The organism is Schinkia azotoformans LMG 9581 (assembly GCF_000307855.1).
Classification (GTDB): Bacteria; Bacillota; Bacilli; order Bacillales; family Bacillaceae_J; genus Schinkia; species Schinkia azotoformans.
The window spans coordinates 113903-136021 of sequence record NZ_AJLR01000147.1 but is presented as its reverse complement, the minus strand read 5'-3'; the positions used below and the strand labels follow the sequence as shown (position 1 = coordinate 136021).

General features: G+C 37.5%; 21 protein-coding genes, 1 tRNA gene, 2 pseudogenes and 2 riboswitches. Of the genes and pseudogenes, 7 read left to right on the top strand and 17 right to left on the bottom strand.

The window, feature by feature from the left end; genetic code table 11:
* Nucleotides 1-416: 416 nt before the first annotated feature.
* Nucleotides 417-551: a hypothetical protein gene (locus tag BAZO_RS23245; RefSeq protein ID WP_268869830.1), complete on the top strand. Its 135-nt coding sequence runs from the start codon at nt 417-419 to the stop codon at nt 549-551.
* Between the two features lie 48 nt (nt 552-599).
* Here BAZO_RS23245 and BAZO_RS18280 read toward each other — a convergent pair whose 3' ends face one another.
* Complete coding sequence (locus BAZO_RS18280; protein WP_003332921.1) at nt 600-1043, bottom strand: hypothetical protein; 444 nt, start codon at nt 1041-1043, stop codon at nt 600-602.
* A gap of 267 nt (nt 1044-1310) precedes the next feature.
* On the opposite strand from BAZO_RS18280, the gene BAZO_RS18275 reads away from it, so the two are divergent.
* A tRNA-Ala gene (locus BAZO_RS18275) sits at nt 1311-1383 on the top strand.
* 103 nt (nt 1384-1486) lie between these two features.
* On the opposite strand, the gene BAZO_RS18270 is transcribed toward BAZO_RS18275, so the two are convergent.
* The 11 genes from BAZO_RS18270 to BAZO_RS18220 form a co-directional block, all read right to left on the bottom strand.
* The gene (locus BAZO_RS18270) at nt 1487-2209 is read right to left on the bottom strand and encodes an EAL domain-containing protein (RefSeq protein WP_003332920.1); all 723 of its coding nucleotides are present in this window, start codon (nt 2207-2209) and stop codon (nt 1487-1489) included.
* A 150-nt stretch (nt 2210-2359) separates the two neighbouring features.
* Entirely contained in the window at nt 2360-3058 is a 699-nt protein-coding gene (locus tag BAZO_RS18265; RefSeq protein WP_003332919.1) for an alpha/beta fold hydrolase, read from the bottom strand.
* Nucleotides 3055-4203: an acyl-CoA dehydrogenase family protein gene (locus BAZO_RS18260; protein ID WP_003332918.1), complete on the bottom strand. Its 1149-nt coding sequence runs from the start codon at nt 4201-4203 to the stop codon at nt 3055-3057. The genes BAZO_RS18265 and BAZO_RS18260 overlap by 4 nt, the downstream gene beginning before the upstream one ends.
* Nucleotides 4204-4216: 13 nt before the next feature.
* Nucleotides 4217-5776: a long-chain-fatty-acid--CoA ligase gene (locus BAZO_RS18255; RefSeq protein ID WP_003332917.1), complete on the bottom strand. Its 1560-nt coding sequence runs from the start codon at nt 5774-5776 to the stop codon at nt 4217-4219.
* Nucleotides 5777-5793: 17 nt separating this feature from the next.
* Nucleotides 5794-6642, bottom strand: a complete 849-nt coding sequence (locus BAZO_RS18250) for a 3-hydroxyacyl-CoA dehydrogenase NAD-binding domain-containing protein (RefSeq protein ID WP_003332916.1) — start codon at nt 6640-6642, stop codon at nt 5794-5796.
* A gap of 11 nt (nt 6643-6653) precedes the next feature.
* The gene (locus BAZO_RS18245) at nt 6654-7421 is read right to left on the bottom strand and encodes an enoyl-CoA hydratase/isomerase family protein (RefSeq protein WP_003332915.1); all 768 of its coding nucleotides are present in this window, start codon (nt 7419-7421) and stop codon (nt 6654-6656) included.
* Between the two features lie 19 nt (nt 7422-7440).
* On the bottom strand, nt 7441-8298 hold the full coding sequence (locus BAZO_RS18240) for a MetQ/NlpA family ABC transporter substrate-binding protein (protein WP_003332913.1): 858 nt from the start codon (nt 8296-8298) through the stop codon (nt 7441-7443).
* A gap of 57 nt (nt 8299-8355) precedes the next feature.
* Nucleotides 8356-9021, bottom strand: a complete 666-nt coding sequence (locus BAZO_RS18235; protein WP_039957731.1) for a methionine ABC transporter permease — start codon at nt 9019-9021, stop codon at nt 8356-8358.
* On the bottom strand, nt 9011-10024 hold the full coding sequence (locus tag BAZO_RS18230) for a methionine ABC transporter ATP-binding protein (RefSeq protein WP_003332911.1): 1014 nt from the start codon (nt 10022-10024) through the stop codon (nt 9011-9013). Before BAZO_RS18230 ends, BAZO_RS18235 begins: the two co-directional genes overlap by 11 nt.
* Nucleotides 10025-10162: 138 nt before the next feature.
* The gene (locus tag BAZO_RS18225) at nt 10163-10357 is read right to left on the bottom strand and encodes a YezD family protein (protein ID WP_003332910.1); all 195 of its coding nucleotides are present in this window, start codon (nt 10355-10357) and stop codon (nt 10163-10165) included.
* Between the two features lie 86 nt (nt 10358-10443).
* A riboswitch (SAM riboswitch) is annotated at nt 10444-10548 on the bottom strand.
* A gap of 133 nt (nt 10549-10681) precedes the next feature.
* Nucleotides 10682-11209, bottom strand: coding sequence for a YceI family protein (locus BAZO_RS18220; protein ID WP_003332909.1), 528 nt, complete (start codon nt 11207-11209; stop codon nt 10682-10684).
* A gap of 216 nt (nt 11210-11425) precedes the next feature.
* Between BAZO_RS18220 and BAZO_RS18215 the strand changes: the two genes are divergently transcribed.
* Complete coding sequence (locus tag BAZO_RS18215; RefSeq protein WP_003332908.1) at nt 11426-12580, top strand: acyl-CoA dehydrogenase family protein; 1155 nt, start codon at nt 11426-11428, stop codon at nt 12578-12580.
* A 74-nt stretch (nt 12581-12654) separates the two neighbouring features.
* Here BAZO_RS18215 and BAZO_RS23130 read toward each other — a convergent pair.
* Nucleotides 12655-12780: pseudogene (locus BAZO_RS23130) on the bottom strand (amino acid ABC transporter ATP-binding protein); the annotation flags it as partial.
* A gap of 140 nt (nt 12781-12920) precedes the next feature.
* On the bottom strand, nt 12921-14081 hold the full coding sequence (gene tnpB / locus BAZO_RS18210; RefSeq protein WP_003332905.1) for an IS200/IS605 family element RNA-guided endonuclease TnpB: 1161 nt from the start codon (nt 14079-14081) through the stop codon (nt 12921-12923).
* Nucleotides 14082-14537: 456 nt separating this feature from the next.
* A riboswitch (SAM riboswitch) is annotated at nt 14538-14644 on the top strand.
* Nucleotides 14645-14740: 96 nt separating this feature from the next.
* Here tnpB and BAZO_RS18205 point away from each other — a divergent pair.
* Both BAZO_RS18205 and metC read left to right on the top strand, forming a co-directional pair.
* A complete protein-coding gene (locus tag BAZO_RS18205; protein WP_003332904.1) occupies nt 14741-15862 on the top strand; it encodes a methionine biosynthesis PLP-dependent protein in 1122 nt (373 codons plus the stop codon).
* Nucleotides 15859-17046 (top strand): cystathionine beta-lyase, encoded by a 1188-nt coding sequence (gene metC, locus BAZO_RS18200; RefSeq protein ID WP_003332903.1) that lies wholly within the window; start codon nt 15859-15861, stop codon nt 17044-17046. Before BAZO_RS18205 ends, metC begins: the two co-directional genes overlap by 4 nt.
* 38 nt (nt 17047-17084) lie before the next feature.
* Here metC and BAZO_RS18195 read toward each other — a convergent pair whose 3' ends face one another.
* Nucleotides 17085-17393 (bottom strand): hypothetical protein, encoded by a 309-nt coding sequence (locus BAZO_RS18195; protein WP_157382175.1) that lies wholly within the window; start codon nt 17391-17393, stop codon nt 17085-17087.
* A 67-nt stretch (nt 17394-17460) separates the two neighbouring features.
* Here BAZO_RS18195 and BAZO_RS21930 point away from each other — a divergent pair.
* A pseudogene (locus BAZO_RS21930) lies at nt 17461-17649 on the top strand (YjiH family protein); the annotation flags it as partial.
* 34 nt (nt 17650-17683) lie between these two features.
* Here BAZO_RS21930 and aspA read toward each other — a convergent pair.
* Both aspA and BAZO_RS18185 read right to left on the bottom strand, forming a co-directional pair.
* Nucleotides 17684-19150, bottom strand: coding sequence for an aspartate ammonia-lyase (gene aspA / locus BAZO_RS18190; protein ID WP_003332900.1), 1467 nt, complete (start codon nt 19148-19150; stop codon nt 17684-17686).
* Nucleotides 19151-19310: 160 nt separating this feature from the next.
* Nucleotides 19311-20624, bottom strand: a complete 1314-nt coding sequence (locus tag BAZO_RS18185) for an anaerobic C4-dicarboxylate transporter family protein (RefSeq protein ID WP_003332899.1) — start codon at nt 20622-20624, stop codon at nt 19311-19313.
* Nucleotides 20625-20828: 204 nt separating this feature from the next.
* Here BAZO_RS18185 and BAZO_RS18180 point away from each other — a divergent pair, with 204 nt between their 5' ends.
* Nucleotides 20829-22118 carry a sensor histidine kinase gene (locus BAZO_RS18180; RefSeq protein ID WP_003332898.1) on the top strand — a complete coding sequence of 430 codons (1290 nt, stop codon included), beginning with the start codon at nt 20829-20831 and terminating at the stop codon, nt 22116-22118.
* Nucleotide 22119: the final 1 nt, after the last annotated feature.

Sequence of the window (22119 nt, the reverse complement as noted above, 5' to 3'; positions counted from 1 at the left end):
TCAAAATTAATACTGACTTGGTGTTGAACTTTAAAGTTCAACTTTATTTGCACGCTTGACATTTTGTTTAGTTTTCAAAGATCATTTCATCTTGTCAGCCGATTTATTTCAGCGACAATATTTATCATATCACTTATCTTCGTGGAAGTCAACAGCTTTTTTGTTTGCTTTAAACATTTTTTTCAAAACAATTGGCTGTTCTTACAGCGACTTTCCTAATATAACACGACCCACACAAGTAGTCAACCAAAAAATAGCCTTTTTTAAAATAAAAATAGTATTTAAGATTTATTTTATGGCAACGCTTTCACTTAACTGGAATAAAATGTTATAATATTTATATACTATTTATACAATATTGTTTATTAAGTACAGATGCTTACCTATTATTTAGATAATTTTGAGGAGGTTAATAAATGATTAAAAATATAATTAGTTATATTATCCCTTTTGGAGGTCTAATCGTTCTATTTTGTTCGTTTCACTATTTTGATAAATATGCGGCATCATCCACTGAGGATAATATCGATATAGATAAACCCGCAGAATGAATAAGGCTAGCTACCCTATTTGATCAGTAACTAGCCTATTTTCTTTTCTTATTTTCGGTAGACAACATAGAATGGTCTCTTATCTGTTTGTCCGTTGTGACCGATCGCTTCAACCACAATGAACATAAGTAAATTTTCTTGCCCGTAAAAGAATGTTGAGGACCACCCATCACTGCCATCCTGATCAATACTTATAAGCTTCCGTTGTTCCCATGAATTCTGCCATGACTTATTTTTTACCGGTACTGTCCAAAATCTTACTTCTTTAGTATTTAGCGCCTCTACTTTAATAAGTAATTCACCCGTTGAACGTTGGCGCAATGTCACCCATTGGTTGACCATCGGAACCGGACTAGTTTCTATATCAATTACTTTTGGGTCTAGAACTGTTCTTTCATCCTTACTTCCGTTATCCATAGCTGAAGGAGAATCGGGTAGAAACCCAACTAAGATTACACTCCACAGTAGTACAAATATAACCTTACTATACAAAAATATTGCACCCTTTCTATCTATCGTTACTATCATATTGTTAGTTATCTGCTCTAGAAAAATTCAAATTTCAACATATGTTGATATTCTGTGGATAAATAGACGGTTCTTGTGGATAAGTAACTCCAGGTTGTTAATAAATTTATCATTTCTGTTCACAACCTGTGGGTAGAGTGTGGATAATCGAAAAAGCTTTACATTTTAATAATCAGCTATTAAAATAATCCCATGGGTTTGTAATCAAACTCGATAAGTTAATAGTAATATGGGGGCATAGCTCAGTTGGGAGAGCGCTTGCATGGCATGCAAGAGGTCGTCGGTTCGATCCCGATTGTCTCCATACCAAACATGTTAAAAGAGGCGGCAGATATTGTTGCCTTTTTTATTTTCTATCTACAAAAATCCTAGGGAATGCTTCCTCCCTAGGATTTTTTTCGTCTTGATTACACACTTTGTGAAATAGGCTTTGGCTTGTCCAACAGGAACCCCTGGCAAATATCCACACCTAAATATTTTGCAATCGACAAGTCCGTCTCCTGTTCGATCCCAACAAGCACTACTTTTATATCCGAATTATGTGCATAGTTGATTAATGATTTAATCATTTGTTGCTTTTGCTTTGAATTGGATAGGTTTCGAGAGAAAAAGCGGTCAAGTTTAATATAATGGGGCTCCAATTCAATAATCAAATCCAGCGTTGACCAGCCTTTACCGACATCATCAATCGCAATAAGATAGCCAAGTTCCTTTAAAAGATTTATTCGCCCTTTCAAACTAGAAATATCTTCTACATAATCTGTATTTACGATTTCAAAAACGATATTTTGTCTCTTAGCAGGAAAGTCAGTTGACATCTTTTTTATAAAGGTCGGGAATTCGTGGTGTAGAATCGTTGATGGAAATATATTTATAAATAAGAGGTCTTTTAATGTGTTTTCTTCAGAGTGGTAGGTTTGTAATACTTTAAAAATTGACTTTGTTTCAAGTTCATACAACTTATTCACTAATTTTGCTTGGCTAAATATTAAGTCTGTTTCCCCCAATTTCGAACGGAGCAATATTTCTGCACCAATTCTCGACCAGTCTAAGGCTGAATATAATGATTGAGAACAGTGGTAAAAATCATCCTTTTCGATTAATTGGTATATTGCTGAATTTGTAATCATATTTATTGCCCTTTCTGTTTCTTACATACTTGCTGTATTATTAACTACTAGTATACAACAATTTTTGACCTGCTTCTATTAATTAGAAAGGCAAAAAATCGACAATTGTCATCAAGCTATTGTCGATTTTTAATTTATCATTCATCGTAATTATGAAAAAGTTTCATAAAAAGCGAGTATTCTAGAAAATAATTCTTCACTTTTTTCTAAAATCAAATAGTGACCAGCCCCGTCAATTTTTTCAATTGCTAATTTTTTTGCAACTTCAAGAAGTTCTTCTTCTGCTGTTTTCGGAATTAAAAGATCCTCTGAGCCATAAATAGCAAGCAATGGAATATTTAGCTGACTAACTTTGCTTTTTCCATTCTTATAATTTGCACAATTAGTAAAGTCTTTCACTATTGTCGCTTTGGAATTATAATATAACTCTTTCCTTTCTTCTTCTAATAATGCAGGATCCACTGCCTGCCCGTAGGAAGCTTTAAAAAACGACTCAGGAAAAAGCGCTTCAGATGACAATTTTTCCAGCACTTTAGGGTGAACCGGCAATTGAAAATGACTGTTAATTAAAACTAGACCTTTCACATTCTCAGTTCTTGCAGCTATTTCAATTCCAATTAACCCGCCCATAGAATGCCCGATTATGATGACATTACTATTTATTTCTTCATTTATTCGGGCTGCAAATTCTTCAATACTTTCAGGAACCTCATTCGGGTTCTCTCCGTGCCCTGGTAAATCGATGATCGAATATATTATATCTGTACGGTCAAGTTCGTCCTTTAGTTTTCTCCACTTACTCTTAGTTCCACCTGCACCATGTAAAAATAAAAGCTTTAGATTATTCATTTTGACCCCGCTAATATATTTTTTGCAATGATAATCCGTTGAATCTGATTTGTGCCTTCATAAATCTGAGTGATTTTTGCATCGCGCATCATTCTTTCAACCGAGTACTCATGTGTATACCCATAACCGCCTAATAACTGTACAGCATCAATGGTAACTTTCATCGCTACATCCGATGCAAACAATTTGGCCATAGACGAGGCTTTTGTTACTTCCGGATTTTTCCCTTCTACCCCTAATTCATTGACTTTTTCTGCTGCTTGATAAACAAGTCCCCGTGCTGCCTCAATTTGTGTGGCCATATCCGCAACCATAAACTGAACACCTTGAAATGAACCAATTTTCTTTCCAAACTGTTCTCTTTCAGCAATGTAAGATAAACTTTCATCAAGTGCGCCTTGGGCAATACCCAGTGCTTGAGCCCCCACTGTCGGTCTTGATTTATCGAATGTTTTCATTGCCAATACCCAGCCTTGCCCTTCCTCTCCAATTATATTTTCGGCAGAAACGCGGCAGTCTTCGAAAAATATTTGGGCTGTAGGAGAGCCTTTAATGCCCATCTTCTTTTCAAGCTTACCTATCTCGAGCCCTGGTGTGTCACTGTCTACGACAAATGCAGTAATCCCTTTTTCAGTTTTTGCAAATACAGTATAAAAATCGGCTACACCGCCATTTGAGATAAAGATTTTTTGACCGCTCAGTATATAATCATTTCCATCTTTTTTCGCAAATGTTTGTAAGCTTTGGACATCCGAACCGGCATTCGGTTCAGTCAGGGCATACGCTGCTATTTTCTTACCCGATGCAATATCCGGCAGATATCTTCTTTTAAGATCCTCTGAACCACCAATCAAAATAGGCAATGTCCCTAATTCCTGGACGACAACTACCTGGGAAGAGGAAGCACATACACGGGATATTTCCTCAACTATAAGGCAAAAACTCAACAGATCAAGACCAGACCCACCATATTCTTCAGGGATATTGGCACCAAGATAACCATATTGCGCCAATAAATCTTTAATATCCATCGGATATACTCCAGCTTCATCTATATCATTTGCACGTGGCTTAATTTTTTCTTGCGCCAGTCGATGAATACTCTCCCTAATTTCAAGGTGGTCTGGCGATAATTGAAATAACATGGATTCATTCCTCCTACACTACTTTGTCAGTTACATCCTCTAACAGATACTTTTGAATCTTCCCGCTTGGCGTTTTTGGAAGAATGTCAATGAATCGATATTTTCTTGGACGTTTAAATGGTGCCAATTTTTCCCCGTCTATTAAATACTGATCTAGGTCGTTCGCTTCTAGATTGCTTCCTTCTTTTAAGACAACATATCCGACAACTATTTGGCCCCATTTCGGATCAGGCTCACCAATGACCGCTACTTCCAGCACATCAGGATGTTCAAGCAACTGATCTTCTACTTCCCTCGGATAAATATTTTCAGCACCAGAATTTATCATGTGATCAATACGATCACGAATCCAAACATACCCTTCCTCATCGAGCGAGCCTAAATCACCTGTGTGATACCAACCATAGGCGAGTGCTGCTTTCGTTGCATCAGGGCGTTTATAATACCCCTCCATCACACAAGGGCCTTTCACAAGAATTTCACCAACTTCACCAATACCACAAAGATCATCAGGATGTGTTGGACCATCTGGATTTACCCTTGCAATCCGAACTTCATGCGTCAAAATAGCCTTCCCGGCTGAACCAGCTTTTTCAAGCTGCTCATCACTATACAATACCGACATAACAGGGCCCATTTCAGTAGTGCCGAACATTTGAACAAGCCCAGCATTTGTTCTGGCTTGAAATTCCCTAATAAGGACAGGTGCCATGGATGCCCCACCATATCCTAAAAGTCGAAGCTTCGATAAATCATACTTATCAAAATCTTCATCATTCAGCAGCATATTCACCATCGTTGGGGCTGCAAACATATGGGTAACCTTAGCCTCCTCTAATGTTTTAAGAACTAACTTCGTGTCAAAATGATGGAGCAAAACATTCGTAGCACCTACTTGTAATCTAGGTAAAAACGATGTATGAAGCTCTGCTGTATGATTTAATGGAGCAATGGTCAGTCCGATATCCTCTTTTGTGAACCCCTGACATTGCATCATTAGAAAATTATGATGGACCATATCACGATGCTTGTGGAGAACACCTTTTGGTTTGCCTGTCGTGCCGCTTGTATACATCATGATATATAGATCGTTTTCACTTACCTCGACCGGTTGAAAGCCCAGACTTTTATTAATAAGTTCATAGAAATCAAGTGACCCCGATGGCGCATCGTCATCGACAAAAATGAAATGATCTACATTTACACCTAAATCTGCTGTTTTTCTAATCGTTTCAGCGACGACTCCTTCATATAAAAGGACAGTTGATCCTGCATCATTTAATATGTACTGCAGCTCATGCGCCGTTAACCGATAATTTATTGGATTAAAAATAGCACCGAGCTTTGCTGCAGCGAAAAGAGCAATAACAAATTCACTAGTGTTATATAAAAAGGTCGATACAACATTTCCTTTCTTAACACCTAAATTTTGAAGTGCCCCAGCTAAGTTGTTCACTTTTTCTTTAAGCTCGCTATACGTCCATTGTTGATTCTTTCTTTCATATATAATCGCAAGTTTTTGCGGGAAATTTTCTGCCGACCAATCTATTAAACTACCAACAGTTACACTCATCCTAATCCCACCTCTTCCTACTTATATTCAAAAAATCCCTTCCCAGTCTTTCTGCCAAGATGACCTGCTCTTACAAGCTTTCTAAGTAATGGGGCAGATCGATATTTAGAATCCTGAGTATTTTCATACAACGAGTCCTGAACAAATAATAAAGTATCAAGACCAATTAAGTCGGCTAGAGCTAATGGCCCAATTGGATGATTGGCCCCGAGCTTCATCCCCCGATCAATATCCTCTGCACTTGCTACCCCTTCCTGTAGTACAAAAATGGCTTCATTGATCATAGGAACTAAAATACGATTTACAGCAAACAACGGCGATTCATTCACCTCGATCGATTCTTTCCCAAGTGATACAACAATTTTCTTTGTCTTTTCATACGTCTGTTCGCTCGTATCATACCCACGGATCAACTCGACAAGCTTCATAACAGGAACTGGATTAAAAAAGTGGCAACCAATTACTCTTGAAGGATTAGGAACGACGCTCGCTACTTCCGTAATACTCAAACCTGAAGTATTACTTGCAATAATGGCATTCTCACTAACTACTTGACTGATTTCCTTGAAAACTTCTTTTTTTAAGTCAATATTTTCACTGATCGCTTCAATAAGAAATTCTGCATCTGCGATACGATTCCAATCTGTTGTTACAGTTAGCAGCTGTTCCAATTGAGTTTTCTTTTCTGTAGTTAGCCTTCCCTTCTCAATCGACCGTTCCCAGTTTCTTTGAATTTGTTTTAGCCCCCGCGTAAACAGCGTCTCCTCCTTTTCCACTGCAATAACTTGATAGCCAGCTTCTACAAAAGTTTGGGCAATTCCTGAACCCATTGTTCCAAATCCGATTACGGCAACTATTTTTGGCATTTCCATTTCTCCTATCGTTTCAAAAATTTTGGTTGTCTTTTTTCAAGAAAGGCTGTGACCCCTTCATTTTTATCTGCTGTCTCGCATAATTCACCAAAAAATCGGGCCTCCCATTCAAGCCCTTCCTCTAAAGGTAAATCAATACCTGTATTGATCGCCTTTTTCGCAAATTCAACCGCTAACGGTCCTCGTTGTTTAATTTTTTCTGCCCAATCTTTTGCTTTTTCAATCGGGGATTCATCTGTTATTTCTTCTATAAGTCCAAATTTAAAAGCCTCTTCAGCCGCGAAAAATTCACCGGAGAAAATAATCTGTTTCGCTTTCCCAATGCCTATTAGTCTTGCTAGTCTCTGTGTTCCGCCGTAGCCGGGAAGTATCCCCAGTTTAACTTCTGGAAATCCAAAGGTTGATCTACTTGAAGCTATTCTGAAATCACAGGCCAGCGCAAGCTCAAATCCGCCTCCTAATGCAAAGCCATCAATAGCAGCAATGACGGGCTGCGGCAATCTTTCGATTTTAGTAAAAATGCTCTGCCCCCGTTTGCATAATTCTTCACCAGTCTCTTTGTTCAGAGTTGAAAATTCGCGAATGTCGGCTCCAGCGACAAAAGCTTTGTCTCCAGCTCCAGATATAATAACAACATCTATTTCACTATTAATGATGTCATCTAAAGTTATAGATAACTGATGTAAAACCTCTTCATTCAACGCATTCACCGGTGGTGCATCAATGGTGATAAACGCAATCCGATCCTCTGTCCGAAGGTGTATCTTTGACATAATAATTGATTCCTCCTATTTAACGATTTTTCATCCAATCCGGTTTACTATAGCCTTGGAATTGTTCATCAATTACTTTTTCAAATTCCGCTGATTCCACTGCTTCCAGGATATCTTTTGTAAATGCAGCCTCTAAATCTTTTGTATTTACAACAACGTTATTCAAATAATCAGCAGGTATGTTCTCTAATTGAAGGGCATCTTGTAAGCTTAAACCTGCTGCTAAAGCAAAGTTACCGTTGATGGCGGATAAATCCGTACTCTCCAAAGACCTTGGTAATTGGGCTGCTTCAATCGGTTGGAAAACTAAATTCTTCGGATTTTCAATAATATCTTTTTCAGAAACAGTAAGTGGGTTAGCATTTTGATCAAATTTGATTAGACCGACATCCTGTAAGATTAATAGCGCCCTAGCAAGATTCGTTGGATCATTCGGTATTGCTACAGAGCTGCCTTCCTTAACCTCATCAATAGATTGATATTTATGCGAATAAATCCCCATTGGAACAGTAGGAACAGGTGACACAATAGAAAGTTCTAGATTATTGTCTTTTGCAAATGTTTCCATATAAATTTTGTGTTGATAAAGATTGGCGTTCAATGAACCATTTCCAAGCGCAATATTGGGTTGAATGTAGTCGCTAAACTCAATGACTTCTACTTTATAGCCCTTTTGTTCAAGGATTGGTTTAATTGCCTTTGAAACCATATCGCTATATGGTCCAACAGTTGCCCCGATTTTAAGTTCTTTAATTTCCTTAGAACCTTCGCTCGTGGCCGCTTGACTTGTCTTTCCACTTTGTCCGCAGCCTGTTAAAATACCTACTAGCAAAACAAATAATAATATTGGTAAAACAACTTTTTTAAATTTCTTCATCATATACTCTCCTTCATTATTCATAGTTTTTATATTTAAGTACTTGGTTTAATCTCATTAGCGTTTATCTACAAAACGGGCAATTTTATCTCCACCGAATTGTATAAACTGCACTAGGACGATCAAAATAATGATTGTCGTAAACATTACAGTATTATCATAGCGATAATATCCAAAGCGGATCGCTAAATCACCGATACCACCGCCGCCAACGATACCGGCCATCGCAGAATATCCAACTAAACTAATCGTTGTAAGGGTCAACCCTTGAATAACACTTGGCTTTGCTTCAGGCAATAGTACATCCTTAATAATCATCCATGGTGTTGCACCAACTGCCACGGCTGCTTCAATGACCCCTTTGTCAATTTCACGTAGTGATGCCTCGACGATTCTTGCAAAAAACGGAATTGCTGCAACAGATAAAGAAACGGAGGCTGCTGTTGGCCCGATTGTTGTCCCTGTAATCAACTTTGTTAATGGGAGCAATGCCACTAGCAAAATAATATAAGGGATTGAGCGCACAATGTTAACGATGATCCCAACAATGGATTGAACGCGAATATTTTCTAAAAATAATCCTTTATCAGTCACGAATAATACCAGTCCTAATGGCAAACCTCCTACAATCGCAATCGTTAAAGAAATGAAAACCATATAGATCGTTTGAAAAAATGCTTTATTCAAGTCAGGTAATAGGTTTATCAAGGAATCAAGCAGCATCATCGAACACCTCCAATACTTCAACCCGTTGTTTAATGAAGCTAAGAGCACGTTCAATTTCAATTGATTCGCCTATTACTTCCATAATAAAAATACCGAGTGGCACTTCCTTAATGTATTCAATTTTTCCATGAAGAATATTTCCCCTAATTTTAAAAGTCTGTAGCATATCTGATACAATCGACTCTTCTGCAACCTCTCCTTTGAAAACAATTTTCACAATTTTTCCCTTTTTATTTGCGATTAGCCGATCAGGTAATCCGAAATGTAAAATTGTATTAATAAATTCTTTTGTTAAATCTTCTTTGGGATTAGCAAAAACTTCATACACCGTGCCCTCTTCGATCACTCTTCCCGACTGCATAACCGCAACTTTGTCACAAATTTCTTTAACCACTTCCATTTCATGAGTGATCAGAACAATGGTTAACCCGAGATCCTCATTAATCTTTTTTAGTAGTTTAAGGATTGCTTTGGTCGTTGTAGGATCCAATGCCGATGTTGCTTCATCACATAGAAGCACATTTGGTTCATTTGCTAATGCCCTTGCAATGGCAACCCGCTGTTTTTGGCCGCCGCTTAATTGTGAAGGAAAGGCATCTTTTTTATCTGCAAGTCCTACTATTTCTAGCAGCCATAGGACTCGATCGGTAATTTCAGTTTTAGATTTACGTGCGGCCTTTAAAGCGAATGCAACATTCTCAAAAACGGTCTTCGAACTTACTAAGTAGAAATGTTGAAATATCATGCCGATCTTCAAACGTGCTTTCCTTAGTTCTGATTTATTTAAGGAAGTAAGTTCAACTTGATCAATATACACTTCCCCAGAAGTCGGCTTTTCTAATAAATTTAAACAACGTAAAAGTGAACTTTTGCCCGCCCCACTGTACCCAATAATCCCAAATATCTCTCCTTTTGCTATTTTCAGAGATACATGATCAACCCCCACAACAATTCCTTTTTTTGAATGATAACTTTTTACAAGGTTACGAACTTCGATCAAATTCTCCACTCCAATCTTTGATTTTTAGGGGCTTTAAAAAAAATAAAAAAGCCCCTAAAGTTTTAGTACATAGTTGTACCTAGAAACTAAAGGAGCCTTCGGTGGTCCGATCGGCAAGAATTTAATTTTGTTAAGGTCTTACTTTTGACTTTCATTTGTTGTAGAGGCCTTTGCTTTTGGTTTTTGTAATTGAAACCGGTGCTTTTCATTCTTTTCAATTTGTGTCACCTGTGAATCATGAACTGTTATTTGAACCGTTCCAAATTCTAAGCCCTCCAATGTATGAATAATTTTCTCAAGAACTTGGTGATCAATTCGTGTGTTTAAAGACAATAAAACCCTCTCCTCCCCAATCTTTTTTACATGTAAAAAACCCTCGTTCATTTTGAAAGAGGGTTAACCTGACAATGTCAATTTTCACCTTATCTTTCAGAATGAAATCATTCTGCAGGATTTAGCACCGTTCCATTATGGAGGTTGCTGGACTTCTATGGGCCTGGTCCCTCAGTCGCTCTTGATAAGAAATTATTATATTGATTAGTAATTAATGTCTATAATAAAACCAAGTAATCCAATTGTCAATGAATTATTTAAATTTTTTAAATAATAAAGAAAAAGGCATAGCCCAAGAATAGGCCATGCTTTTGCTTGCATACATTATGCTACTACAAACTCAAAGTTTGCAGATAATTTTACATCTTTACCAACTAGGAAGCCACCAGTTTCAAGCGCTGCGTTCCAAGTTAAACCATAATTTTCACGGTTGATTTTTCCTTCCACATCGAATCCTGTTACAGTGCTGCCATCCATCGGATTTTTAGAAACACCGCTAAATTCTACGGTAAACTTTTCTGTATTTGTTACATCTTTAATTGTAACTAATGCTGTTAATTCATATTCTTCATCAGAGATCTTTTTAATCGATTGACCTTCGATTTTGATAGTTTGGTATTTTTCTACGTCGAAGAAATCTGCTGAACGTAGGTGTCCATCACGATCATCATTATTTGTACTGATCGATGCGGCATCAATTGTTGCAGTTATTTTTAAACCTTCAAGATTATTGATATCACCTTCAACAGCAACATCGAAGTTTTTGAATTCGCCTTTTGCCTTGGAAACCATCATGTGTTTCACTTGAAATCCGATCCCACTGTGTACTTTATCTAATGTAAATGTTGACATATTATTCGTCCTCCTAAAGTTCATTGTTTATTTTTTATTAACTTACTTTATGTAACCAAATATAATATATTTATCAAATCACGTCAAGTAATTTTGAGAAAAAAAATTACTACAATAAGAATGGCAACTAATCATTGGAATACACAAAAAATCATTGTATAATTATCTAATAATTAAAAACAGATAAGAATAGTAGGAAAAAGGACTGATTATTAGATGAGATTTCAAGATCTTAAAAGTATGGATGAGCGGCTCGAATACATGGAAGAACTATCTCAACGTTTCTTAACAAGAGCTGCCAAGATTGACGAAGAAGGAAGTTTTCCCTTTGAAAATATTTCTGAACTTAAAAGCTCCGGCTATACTGAGCTTACACTTCCTGAAAAATTCGGAGGAGAAGCAATTTCTCTTTATGATCTTGTCAGGTTTCAAGAGTATATCGCAAGAGGGGATGGCGCCACTGCCTTATCAATTGGATGGCATATGGGGATTATCCAAGACCTCGGAGAAAAAAACATTTGGAAAGAGTCCACATTCCAAATGTTATGTGAGGAAGTAAAAAAGGGAGCACTTATTAATAACTGTGCATCAGAACCACAAACCGGAAGTCCCACACGGGGTGGAAAACCTACAACGACAGCTATTAAAGATGGAGATAAATGGATTCTTAATGGTAGAAAGACATTTTCTACAATGGCCCCTGTACTTGATTACTTTAACGTGACAGCTACAGTTCCGGAAACAGGAGCTATTGGGTACTTTTTAATTCCTCGAGCAAAAGCCGGGGTTAAAATTGTGGAAACGTGGGATAGTATCACAATGAGAGGCACAGGTAGCCACGATTTAGTATTGAATAATGTCGAGGTAGAGGAGGATTACCAGGTAGAGTGGTTTGAACCGGGCAATAAAGGGGCTTCTGGCTGGTTACTTCATATTCCAGCCTGTTACTTAGGAATTGCGCAAGCTGCTCAAAGCTATGCGATTAATTTCGCCAAGGACTACTCACCTAATAGTATTACAGGATCGATCATTGACTTACCATATGTAAAACAAAAAGTAGGGGAAATGGAATTAGAGTTGCTGAGAGCACGACATTTTCTTTATTCAGTTGCAAAGCAATGGGATCACTCAAGTGAAGAGGAACGAAATCAATTAAAGCCAGAACTTGGAGCGGTTAAGCTTGCTGTAACAAATGCAGCGATAAAAGTTGTCGACCTGGCAATGAGAGTAGTAGGCGCCCAAAGTTTATCATCCAAAAATCCATTGCAACGATATTACCGCGATGTCCGTGCGGGTCTCCATAACCCACCAATGGATGACATGACGATCCTTTTGCTTGCGGATAAAGCTATGAATAATAGTGATAAATAAGCTCTTTTAACTACCAATCCACTACAATATAACTTGTAATAGATTGGTAGTTTTCGTTTTTTATAATGTACTTCCTAGATGTAGTAATTAAAATCTTCAGGAATTACTCTTTTTAAGAACTGACGCGTTCTTTCTTCTTTGGGATTAGAGAAAATGTCACGGGATATGCCTTCCTCCACAATGACACCACCATCCTTGAACCCTCTCATGGCTAAAGCCACGAGATTCCTAAGTAAAGAAACCTATCGATTTCTAATTGATTAGGCTACCCCCATCGTTCCGACGGTTGGTCGTACAAACGGTGTTTGATACCTCCGACAAGCTTTAACTTGGAATTCTTCTAGGCACCAATGAGTCGTAACGCTTCATTTCGTAGATTGATAGAAGCATTCAAATCACGATTTTGGTGATGTATCCCACAACACGGGCAGGTCCATTCACGTAATGCGAGATTCTTTACGTCTTTATGTTGATAACCACAATTCGAACATAGTTGACTAGAAGCAAAGGTTTTCGCGACTGTTATGACTTGCTTTCCATACCATTTCGCTTTGTACTCCAACATCGTTCTAAATTGTGACCATGATACCTCACTAATGGCTTTAGCAAGATTTCCATTTTTAAGCATATTGCTTACAGACAAATCCTCAATTCCTATGATGTCGTGGCTTTTGACAAGATGAGTCGAGATTTTATCTAGCATATCTTTTCTTGCATTCGTGATTTTTTCATGGATTTTCGCAACCTTTACACGTTGTTTATGCCAATTTGACGAACCTATTTTTCGTCTTGAAAGAATACGTTGGGCGCTAGCTAATTTTTCTTCTAATGTACGGAAAAACTTTGGATTTTTGTATATTGTTCCGTCCGAGAGGGTTGCAAAATCTATGAGTCCCACATCAATCCCAACGGCTGAACCTGTCTTATCCAATGATTGTACCTCCGTTTCAACAAGAATGGATACAAAGTATTTACCAGTCGCATTACGCCTAATGGTAACATTTATAATTCGACCATCGACTTCTTTACTTTTAGCAAAACGCACAAGTCCGAGTTTGGGAAGTTTAAGATGCTGGTCCAAAATAGCAATATTACCATTCACATATTTTGTTGTATACGATTGAACAGGATTTTTTTTGGATTTAAAACGCGGTTCATTATTTTGTTTTTTATAGTATCTTGTATAGGCATCGTGAACAATTTCAACGGACTTTTGAAGAGCAATACTATCTACTTCTTTTAAAAAGGGGTAATGTTCCTTTAAATTAGGGAGGGCTTTTATAGATTTATGCTTATTGAAACATTCACCCTTCCAATTATTCTTAAGAAGCTGACCGTTCTGAACCATTTCATTCACGATATACCAGTATGCATCTTTCTGTTTTTGTCTTCCCACAAAGTAATTATAGATGAAACGACTGCAACCGATGGTTTTAGCAATTAAGATTTCTTGTTCTTTGGTAGGATAGATCCTAAATTTGTATGCTTTCTTCACGATCATTTTCTACTCACCTCACTTTCCGGTTTTTGAATGCATTTAGGACGACAACTTACGCACCATGCCCACATTCCATTACTGGATTTTTGTCAAACGTACGTTCTTGTTACCTTGAATATAGTATAACATATGTCGCAGATTTATACGAGGGCACACTGTTATAGATAATAAAAATTTGGACAATAACCGGCGTTCCTCTTACAAACGAAATGTAAACTTAGGCAAAACGATGGATAACAGGAATCTTATTAATCCTCGTTAAAGCAAGTAAAAATCATTAATAATACCAATAAGTTTAGTCGTGTTTGGAAGATATTAGCATCCTTATAATTTTAATGTCAACCACCTTTAGCGAAATATTTTTACAATTGCAACTATTCACACCCATTTTCCTCTTGTAATCTATTTTAAAGTATAATAAAATGAAAATTATTCCAATCATTTAATAATTACATATTTTTCTTATCAAGAGAGACTGAGGGATTGGCCCAATGAAGTCTCAGCAACCGGCCTTTAAGAAGAAACGGTGCTAATTCCATAGGCGATAAGCGCCTAGAAGATGAGAAGATTGTTTTCGTTTTTTAGGAGCCTTCTTCTTATTAGAGGGCTCTTATTTTTTGCCCTTGATTTAAAAATGAATGTAAACGAAAGGGATGAAAAGCATGTCAACAAATAGATTAGAAACAAAGTTAGTTCAATTAGGGAATAAAACGGATCACAAAACAGGAGCCGTCAATCCACCTATATATTTATCAACGGCCTATGGGCATAGTGGACTTAGAAAATCTACAGGATATGACTATATTCGTACCAAAAACCCTACTCGGACAATTTTGGAGGAAGGAATTGCAGACTTGGAGTCAGGGGACCGTGGTTTTGCCTGTAGCTCCGGGATGGCAGCGATCCAATTAGTTCTGTCTCTTTTCAGGAGTGGGGATGAACTACTAGTTTCTGAGGATATTTATGGTGGTACCTACCGCTTGCTTAAAAATTTTTCAGATGCCTATGACATTCATACGACATATACAAGCTTTAGTGATATACACGAAACAGAAAAGCTGATCACTTCAAATACAAAAGCTATTTTTATAGAGACCCCAACGAATCCATTAATGCAAGAAATTGATATCGAGCAGTATGTATTACTTACTCAAAAATATAACTTATTACTTATCGTAGATAACACTTTTTATACACCCTATTTTCAGCAACCGCTTGAATTAGGAGCGGATATCGTTATTCATAGTGCAACCAAGTATATTGGTGGACATAATGACGTACTTGCAGGCCTCGTTGTTGCAAAAGGGGAAAACATTTGCGAAAGATTGGCTTTTCATCATAATGCTTCTGGCGCAGTATTATCACCTTTTGATTCCTGGCTATTAATCAGAGGTTTAAAAACACTTCATTTACGAATGAAACAACATGATGAAAATGCGAAAAAAATAGCGGCCTACTTAAAAACTGAAGAGAAGGTACTTGACGTTTTATACCCCGGTAAAGGTGGTATGCTGTCATTTCGGTTAAGAGAAAGTAAATGGGTTGAACCATTTTTAGAAAATCTCAAGCTGATCACTTTTGCTGAAAGCCTTGGTGGCGTAGAAAGCTTTATTACATATCCTGCCACCCAGACACATGCAGACATCCCTGAAGAAGAACGAAACGAGCGCGGTGTATGCAATCGATTATTACGTTTTTCCGTTGGTATTGAAGATGCGGAAGATTTAATTTCAGACCTGAAACAAGTATTTTCTAAATTGCAAAAGGAGGATAACGACCTATGAGCATATACAAAGACAAGCTAGAAACTAAATTAATTCATGCATCATCAAATCCAGATATTGAACAGAAAACAGGTGCAGTAAACGTTCCGATTTATCTATCGTCCACTTTTCACCAAGCAAGTTTTGACGATTTCGGTCCATTCGATTATAGCCGCTCCGGTAATCCGACCAGGGAAGCGCTGGAACAGAAAATTACTGAATTAGAAGGTGGTGTGAGAGGATTAGCTTTTGCTTCCGGAATGGCAGCTATCTCTTCAGCCTTCATGCTGCTTTCTGCAGGTGACCATGTAGTAATCTCAGAAGATGTTTACGGTGGCACTTATCGTTTTGTAACCAAAGTATTAACTCAATTTAAGATTGACCATACATTTGTTAATATGACTGACCTTAACGCAATATCCAATGCAATTCAACCGAATACGAAGGTCATTTACATCGAAACACCTTCTAATCCGTGTTTAAACATTACAGACATTGAAGCAGTCGTAGAAATTGCAAAAGAGCATAACTGCTTAACTTTTCTCGATAACACCTTTATGACACCACTTTGCCAAAACCCACTCCAATTGGGTGTAGATGTGGTGCTCCATAGTGCTACAAAGTTTTTATCGGGCCATAGTGATATTATTGCTGGGTTAGCGATTACAAAGAACGAAGAACTAGGTAAAAGACTAGCTTTTATCCAAAACTCCTTTGGGGCTATTTTAGGCGCACAAGATTCTTATCTATTAATCCAAGGAATGAAAACATTAGGAACACGCTTAAAACAGTCATCGGAATCAGCTCAGCATATAGCCACATACCTCCATCATCATCAATTGATCGAGGAAGTGTATTATCCAGGCTTATCATTTCATCCCGGCCATGACATCCATGTTAAACAGTCTCATGGGTTCGGTGCTGTTTTATCTTTCAGGTTACCAAATAAAGAAATAGCGAAAGCATTTATCGAACATGTTCGAATACCTGTTTTTGCTGTTAGCCTCGGGGCTGTCGAGTCCATACTTTCTTATCCAGCTACCATGTCACATGCTGCAATGTCAAAAGAGGAAAGAGAAAAAAGAGGAATTACCGATGGCTTGTTAAGACTTTCTGTTGGACTAGAGCATGTTGACGATTTAATTGCTGATTTTGAGCAGGCACTGCAGGCTGCTTCGCAAAAAGCAAAAGCCCAATCTCTCTAAGGGAGGTGGGCTTCTTTCGTTCTGTTCTAATATTGAAATTAGTCGTCATGTGTTTGAAATTCAATTTTTTTAATATCTTCGATTGCATGTTCGAGCAAGGTTAATAAGTCTGGTTCATTTAAGGTTTCGAATTTTGCTTTAAATTCTTGATAAATTTTTTCTGTGGCTGCTTCGAATTCTTTTCGATTCGTAACATCGTTTTTAACTTCCATCATAATAAGCGTCAGCAGTTTATTTCGTACATTTGTATAATTATCTAATTGTGTTCCAGCGCCGTCTGTTTGGACAGCGGTTGTTAGTTTTTTGCCTGTCTCTGAATTTATATACGTGACTCTTTTTTCGTTCACATTTTCCCCCATCGTTCGACCTCATTTCCACTATTTTTCTTAATTATACAAATTTTATAGAGATTCCGAAAGTAATATGACAAGATTCATTGTGGCCTGTACTTCAGTTACCCAGTTGATCTATATGTCTGAAGTAGGTGGACTGTTGCTTGGATCTAAAATTCCGGTTACGCTCCTGGACTTATTCGTCATTTTTCTAGAAAGAACTCTAATTACGCTGCCGATTATTGTATTGGCTGCACATATCATTTTTTAGAAAGAAAAGCCGGCTCTAAGGGCCGGCTTTTGTATTATCTATTTGTCACTAACTCTTTGTTGTCATTTTCTTGTCGCTTTTTTTCAATTAATTCTTTACCTGCAATACCTGGATGTGTCATTTCAACTGGCTGCAAGATAATGTCTAACTCTTCTGCTGTTAATACACCACGTTCTAGAACAATCTCTCTAACTGGACGTTTTGTTGCAATGGCTTCTTTTGCAATAGATGCGGCAGTTTCATATCCAACATGTGGGTTAATCGCTGTAATAATACCAACGCTATTGTCTACATAGGCTTGCATTCTTTCTTTATTAGCAGTAATACCGCTTAAGCAATGCTCACGGAATACAGAAAACACATTTGTCATTACCTTAATTGATTGTAGTAGGTTAAAGACGACGACTGGCTCCATTACGTTTAATTCGAATTGCCCCGCTTCACAAGCCATCATAATTGTTAAATCATTACCTGCAACTTGGAAGGCACTTTGGTTTAAAACTTCAGCCATTACAGGGTTTACTTTACCCGGCATGATTGAAGAACCTGGTTGACGTGCAGGTAAGTTAATTTCCCCAAAACCACAGCGTGGTCCAGAAGCCATCATTCTTAAATCATTCGCTACTTTTGACATATTCATCATGCAAGTTTTCAATGCTGCAGAAACTTCAAGGTAGCAATCTGTATTTTGTGTGCCGTCTACAAGATTTTGTACTCCCTTGATTGGTTGTCCACTATACTGTGCAAGATAGCCAACAACTTTTTCAATATAAACAGGGTCTGCGTTTAATCCAGTTCCTACTGCTGTAGCCCCCATATTTACTTCGTATAAGTTCTCACGCGTTCTGCTAATGCGATTAATATCTCTTCGAAGTACACGTGCATAGGCTGCAAATTCTTGACCTAAACGGATTGGCACAGCGTCCTGCAAGTGAGTACGACCCATTTTGATGATGTCATCAAATTCTTCGGCCTTTCTTAAGAACTCAGCATGCAATTCTTCCATAACAAGCAATAATCGATCTAAAGTTGCCAGTGTTGAAAGATGGATAGCTGTTGGGAATGAGTCATTCGTTGATTGTGCCATGTTTACATGTGAATTTGGGCTGATTACTTTGTAATTCCCCTTTTCCTCACCGATAATTTCTAAGGCACGGTTGGCAATAACTTCGTTTGTATTCATATTAATGGATGTTCCTGCTCCACCCTGGATTGGGTCAACAATAAACTCTCCATGTAATTTTCCTTCAAGGATTTCATCTGCTGCTTCTACAATCGCTTCCGCAATTTTAGCATCCAATTGGCCAATCGCACTGTTAGCTAGCGCAGCACTTTTCTTAACGACAGCCATTGCTTTAATTAGAGCCTCATCTATTGCGTAGCCTGTAATTGGGAAGTTCTCAACTGCACGCATTGTTTGAACTCCATAATAAGCTTCTTTAGGTACTTCCTTTTCTCCAAGAAAATCTTTTTCTATGCGAAATTGTTCATTCTTGTTCATAAAAGGTCCTCTCCCTTAATTTGTTTTATAGATTAGTATATTGGAAGCAATTTCACCTCCATTATACTCCTAATAAATTTATAATCTAGTTATAAATTTAAATTTAAATTTTCAATTATTACCGACAATTGTAAATATATTCATTTGTTGAAGTTGATGATCAAAATACGAATGTACTAATAATCATGCCGATCACGATTGCACCAATTGTTGCCACTAATCCAGGGACCATAAAGCTATGGTTCAAAATATATTTACCAATTCTTGTTGTTCCTGTTCGGTCAAAGTTAATCGCAGCAACAACTGTTGGATAGTTCGGAATAAAGAAGTATCCATTAACAGCTGGGAACATCGCAATTAATAATGCTGGGTTGATGCCTAAAGTTACCCCTAGCGGCATTAATGTACGAACTGTGGCTGCTTGGCTGTATAACAAGATTGATAAAGCAAATAAAGCAACTGCGAATAACCATGGTGCAGATGTTACTAGACCAGCAATTGAGCCGTTAATCAATTCGGCGTTTCCTTTAAAGAATGTATCTCCCATCCAAGCGATACCAAAGATGGCAACTACAGCAGCTGCACCGGCTTTAAAAACGCTGCCTGAAACAATTTCGTCCACATTTGGTTTACAGAAGATAATAATAAGGGCTGCTATCGTTAACATTACAATTTCAATCGATGCCGGCATTCCCATTCGAGTAAGTACTCCATCCACTTCCCAAGCTGGTCTTAACTTCTCAAATGAACCAAGGAGAACTACGAATACAGCCGCTAATAAGAACAAGAGAACTGATAGCTTTGCGCCTTTTTGTGGGATGAAATCTTTTTTATCTTGTTTAATTGGAGCTAGTCCTTCTTCCAAACGTTTTAAATAAATCGGATCGTCTGGAAGCTCTTTACCCATTTTACTAACAACAAATGCACCAATCATACATGCAATAAAAGTGGACGGTAAACAGATCATTAAAATATCAAGTAAGGTAACTTTAAAATCAGCTAAAAGTGCAAGAAGTGCCACTGTTGCCGCAGAGATTGGACTTGCTGTGATCGCTTGTTGAGAAGCAATAACAGCAATTGACATCGGTCTTTCAGGTCTAACGCCAGATTCCCTTGAAACCTCGGCTATAACCGGTAAAACGGAATAAGCTACATGCCCAGTTCCAGCGCACAACGTAAATAAATACGTAATAATAGGGGCCATAAAGGTAATTCTCTTCGGATTTTTTCTTAATGCCTTTTCCGCTATATAAACAAGATAGTCCATTCCACCTGATGCTTGCAGTGCTCCTGCTGCCGTAATAACAGCTAAAATCATTAACATCACATCAATTGGGGCTGACGTAGGTTCTAATCCAAACACAAATACTAGAATGGCAAGTCCTACACCACCCATAACCCCTAGGCCTAAACCACCAAGCCTTGCACCAACGAAAATACATGCTAATAGAATGAAAAATTGAACCCAAAACATAATCTTTCCCTCCAATCGTTTGGATTTTTTTAATAAATGTATTAATTATTTCTATAGATAAAAGATACTAACAGCCCTACAGAAAACTACAGAAAGAATCAAATTACATGCACTGTACAAAAAAATGTCATATTTCTATAACAAAAGTTGTCAATATACACTTAAAATAGACGTAAATAGTAGAAATAAAGAAGGAAGTATGGGATGAAATACACACAAATGAGAGAAAAACTATTGATTTATTTATTCATGATTATTAGCGTGCCATTAGCAGGAGAATTTAAATTTTATCCTGTTGAAGGGGATTTGCGGGTAAGTCTAGGGACACCGGTATTTTTTCTATTATTGTTATGGTCAAAAAAGACACATCCAGTCCTGTCCGGGTTCCTCGTTGGCAGTGCCGTTGTCAGTTTTCGACTTTTATTAGCATCATTAACAATAAACGATGTTGTATGGAATGAGATCATCCCTCTACATTTTCCGGTGTTTTTCTATTATTTAACCTTTGCTTGTTTATTTCATTTATTGCGGGTAAAAGCTTTCTATGATAAGCCTTTATTGATTGGGATATTAGGAGTTTTTATTGAAATAGTGTCAAGTGTAATGGAAATCTCTTTTCGGTCGATTTTTTCAAATAACCCGTTAACTTTATATAGCTTTGCGTTAATTGGTATAATTGCTGTTTTTAGAAGCTTTTTCGTTCTCGGTTTCTTTAATATTCTAATTCTCCGCGATGCAAAGTTAGCGGAGGAAGTACAACGTAAAAGAAACGAACAGTTGTTAATGCACATTTCCAATTTATATGTAGAAATGGTCCAGTTGAAAAAATCGATGAAAAATGCAGAAGAGGTCACACGAGCTTGTTACGGTTTATATAGGGAAATGAAGGAACAGGACGAAAATAATCCTTATACAACCTCTGTTTTGGCCATCGCCGGTCAGGTCCATGAAATGAAGAAGGACACTCAAAGGGTCCATGCGGGATTATCTAGATTAATGGAAAAAGAACAACTAGATGATTTTATGAAAATAAAGGAAATTATCGATATCGTCGTAACTACCAATGAACGGTATGGGCAAATGCTTGAAAAGAATATCTCTATTGAGGTAGAAATTGAAGACTCGTCTCAGCTTTATCATACGTTTATTCTTCTTTCCATTATTAATAATCTAGTTTCCAACGCAGTAGAGGCCTGTATCGAAGCAGTAGCGATTAGAATCGAAATTTCGAAAATAGAGGACATGCTCGTTATGAAAATTTCCGATAATGGACCAGGCATTTCAGAACGACATCGGGATTTAATTTTCGAAGCAGGGTTCACAACAAAGTATAATGAATCAGGCGTTGCCTCCAATGGGATTGGATTAACTTATGTAAAGGATGTCGTCGAACATCTTAATGGTAGTATTGAACTTCAACAGCTTGAGGGAGAAATGAAAACCTCTTTTATTGTCCAGTTGCCAATTGAACAATTAACAGAAAGTGGGGAATAAT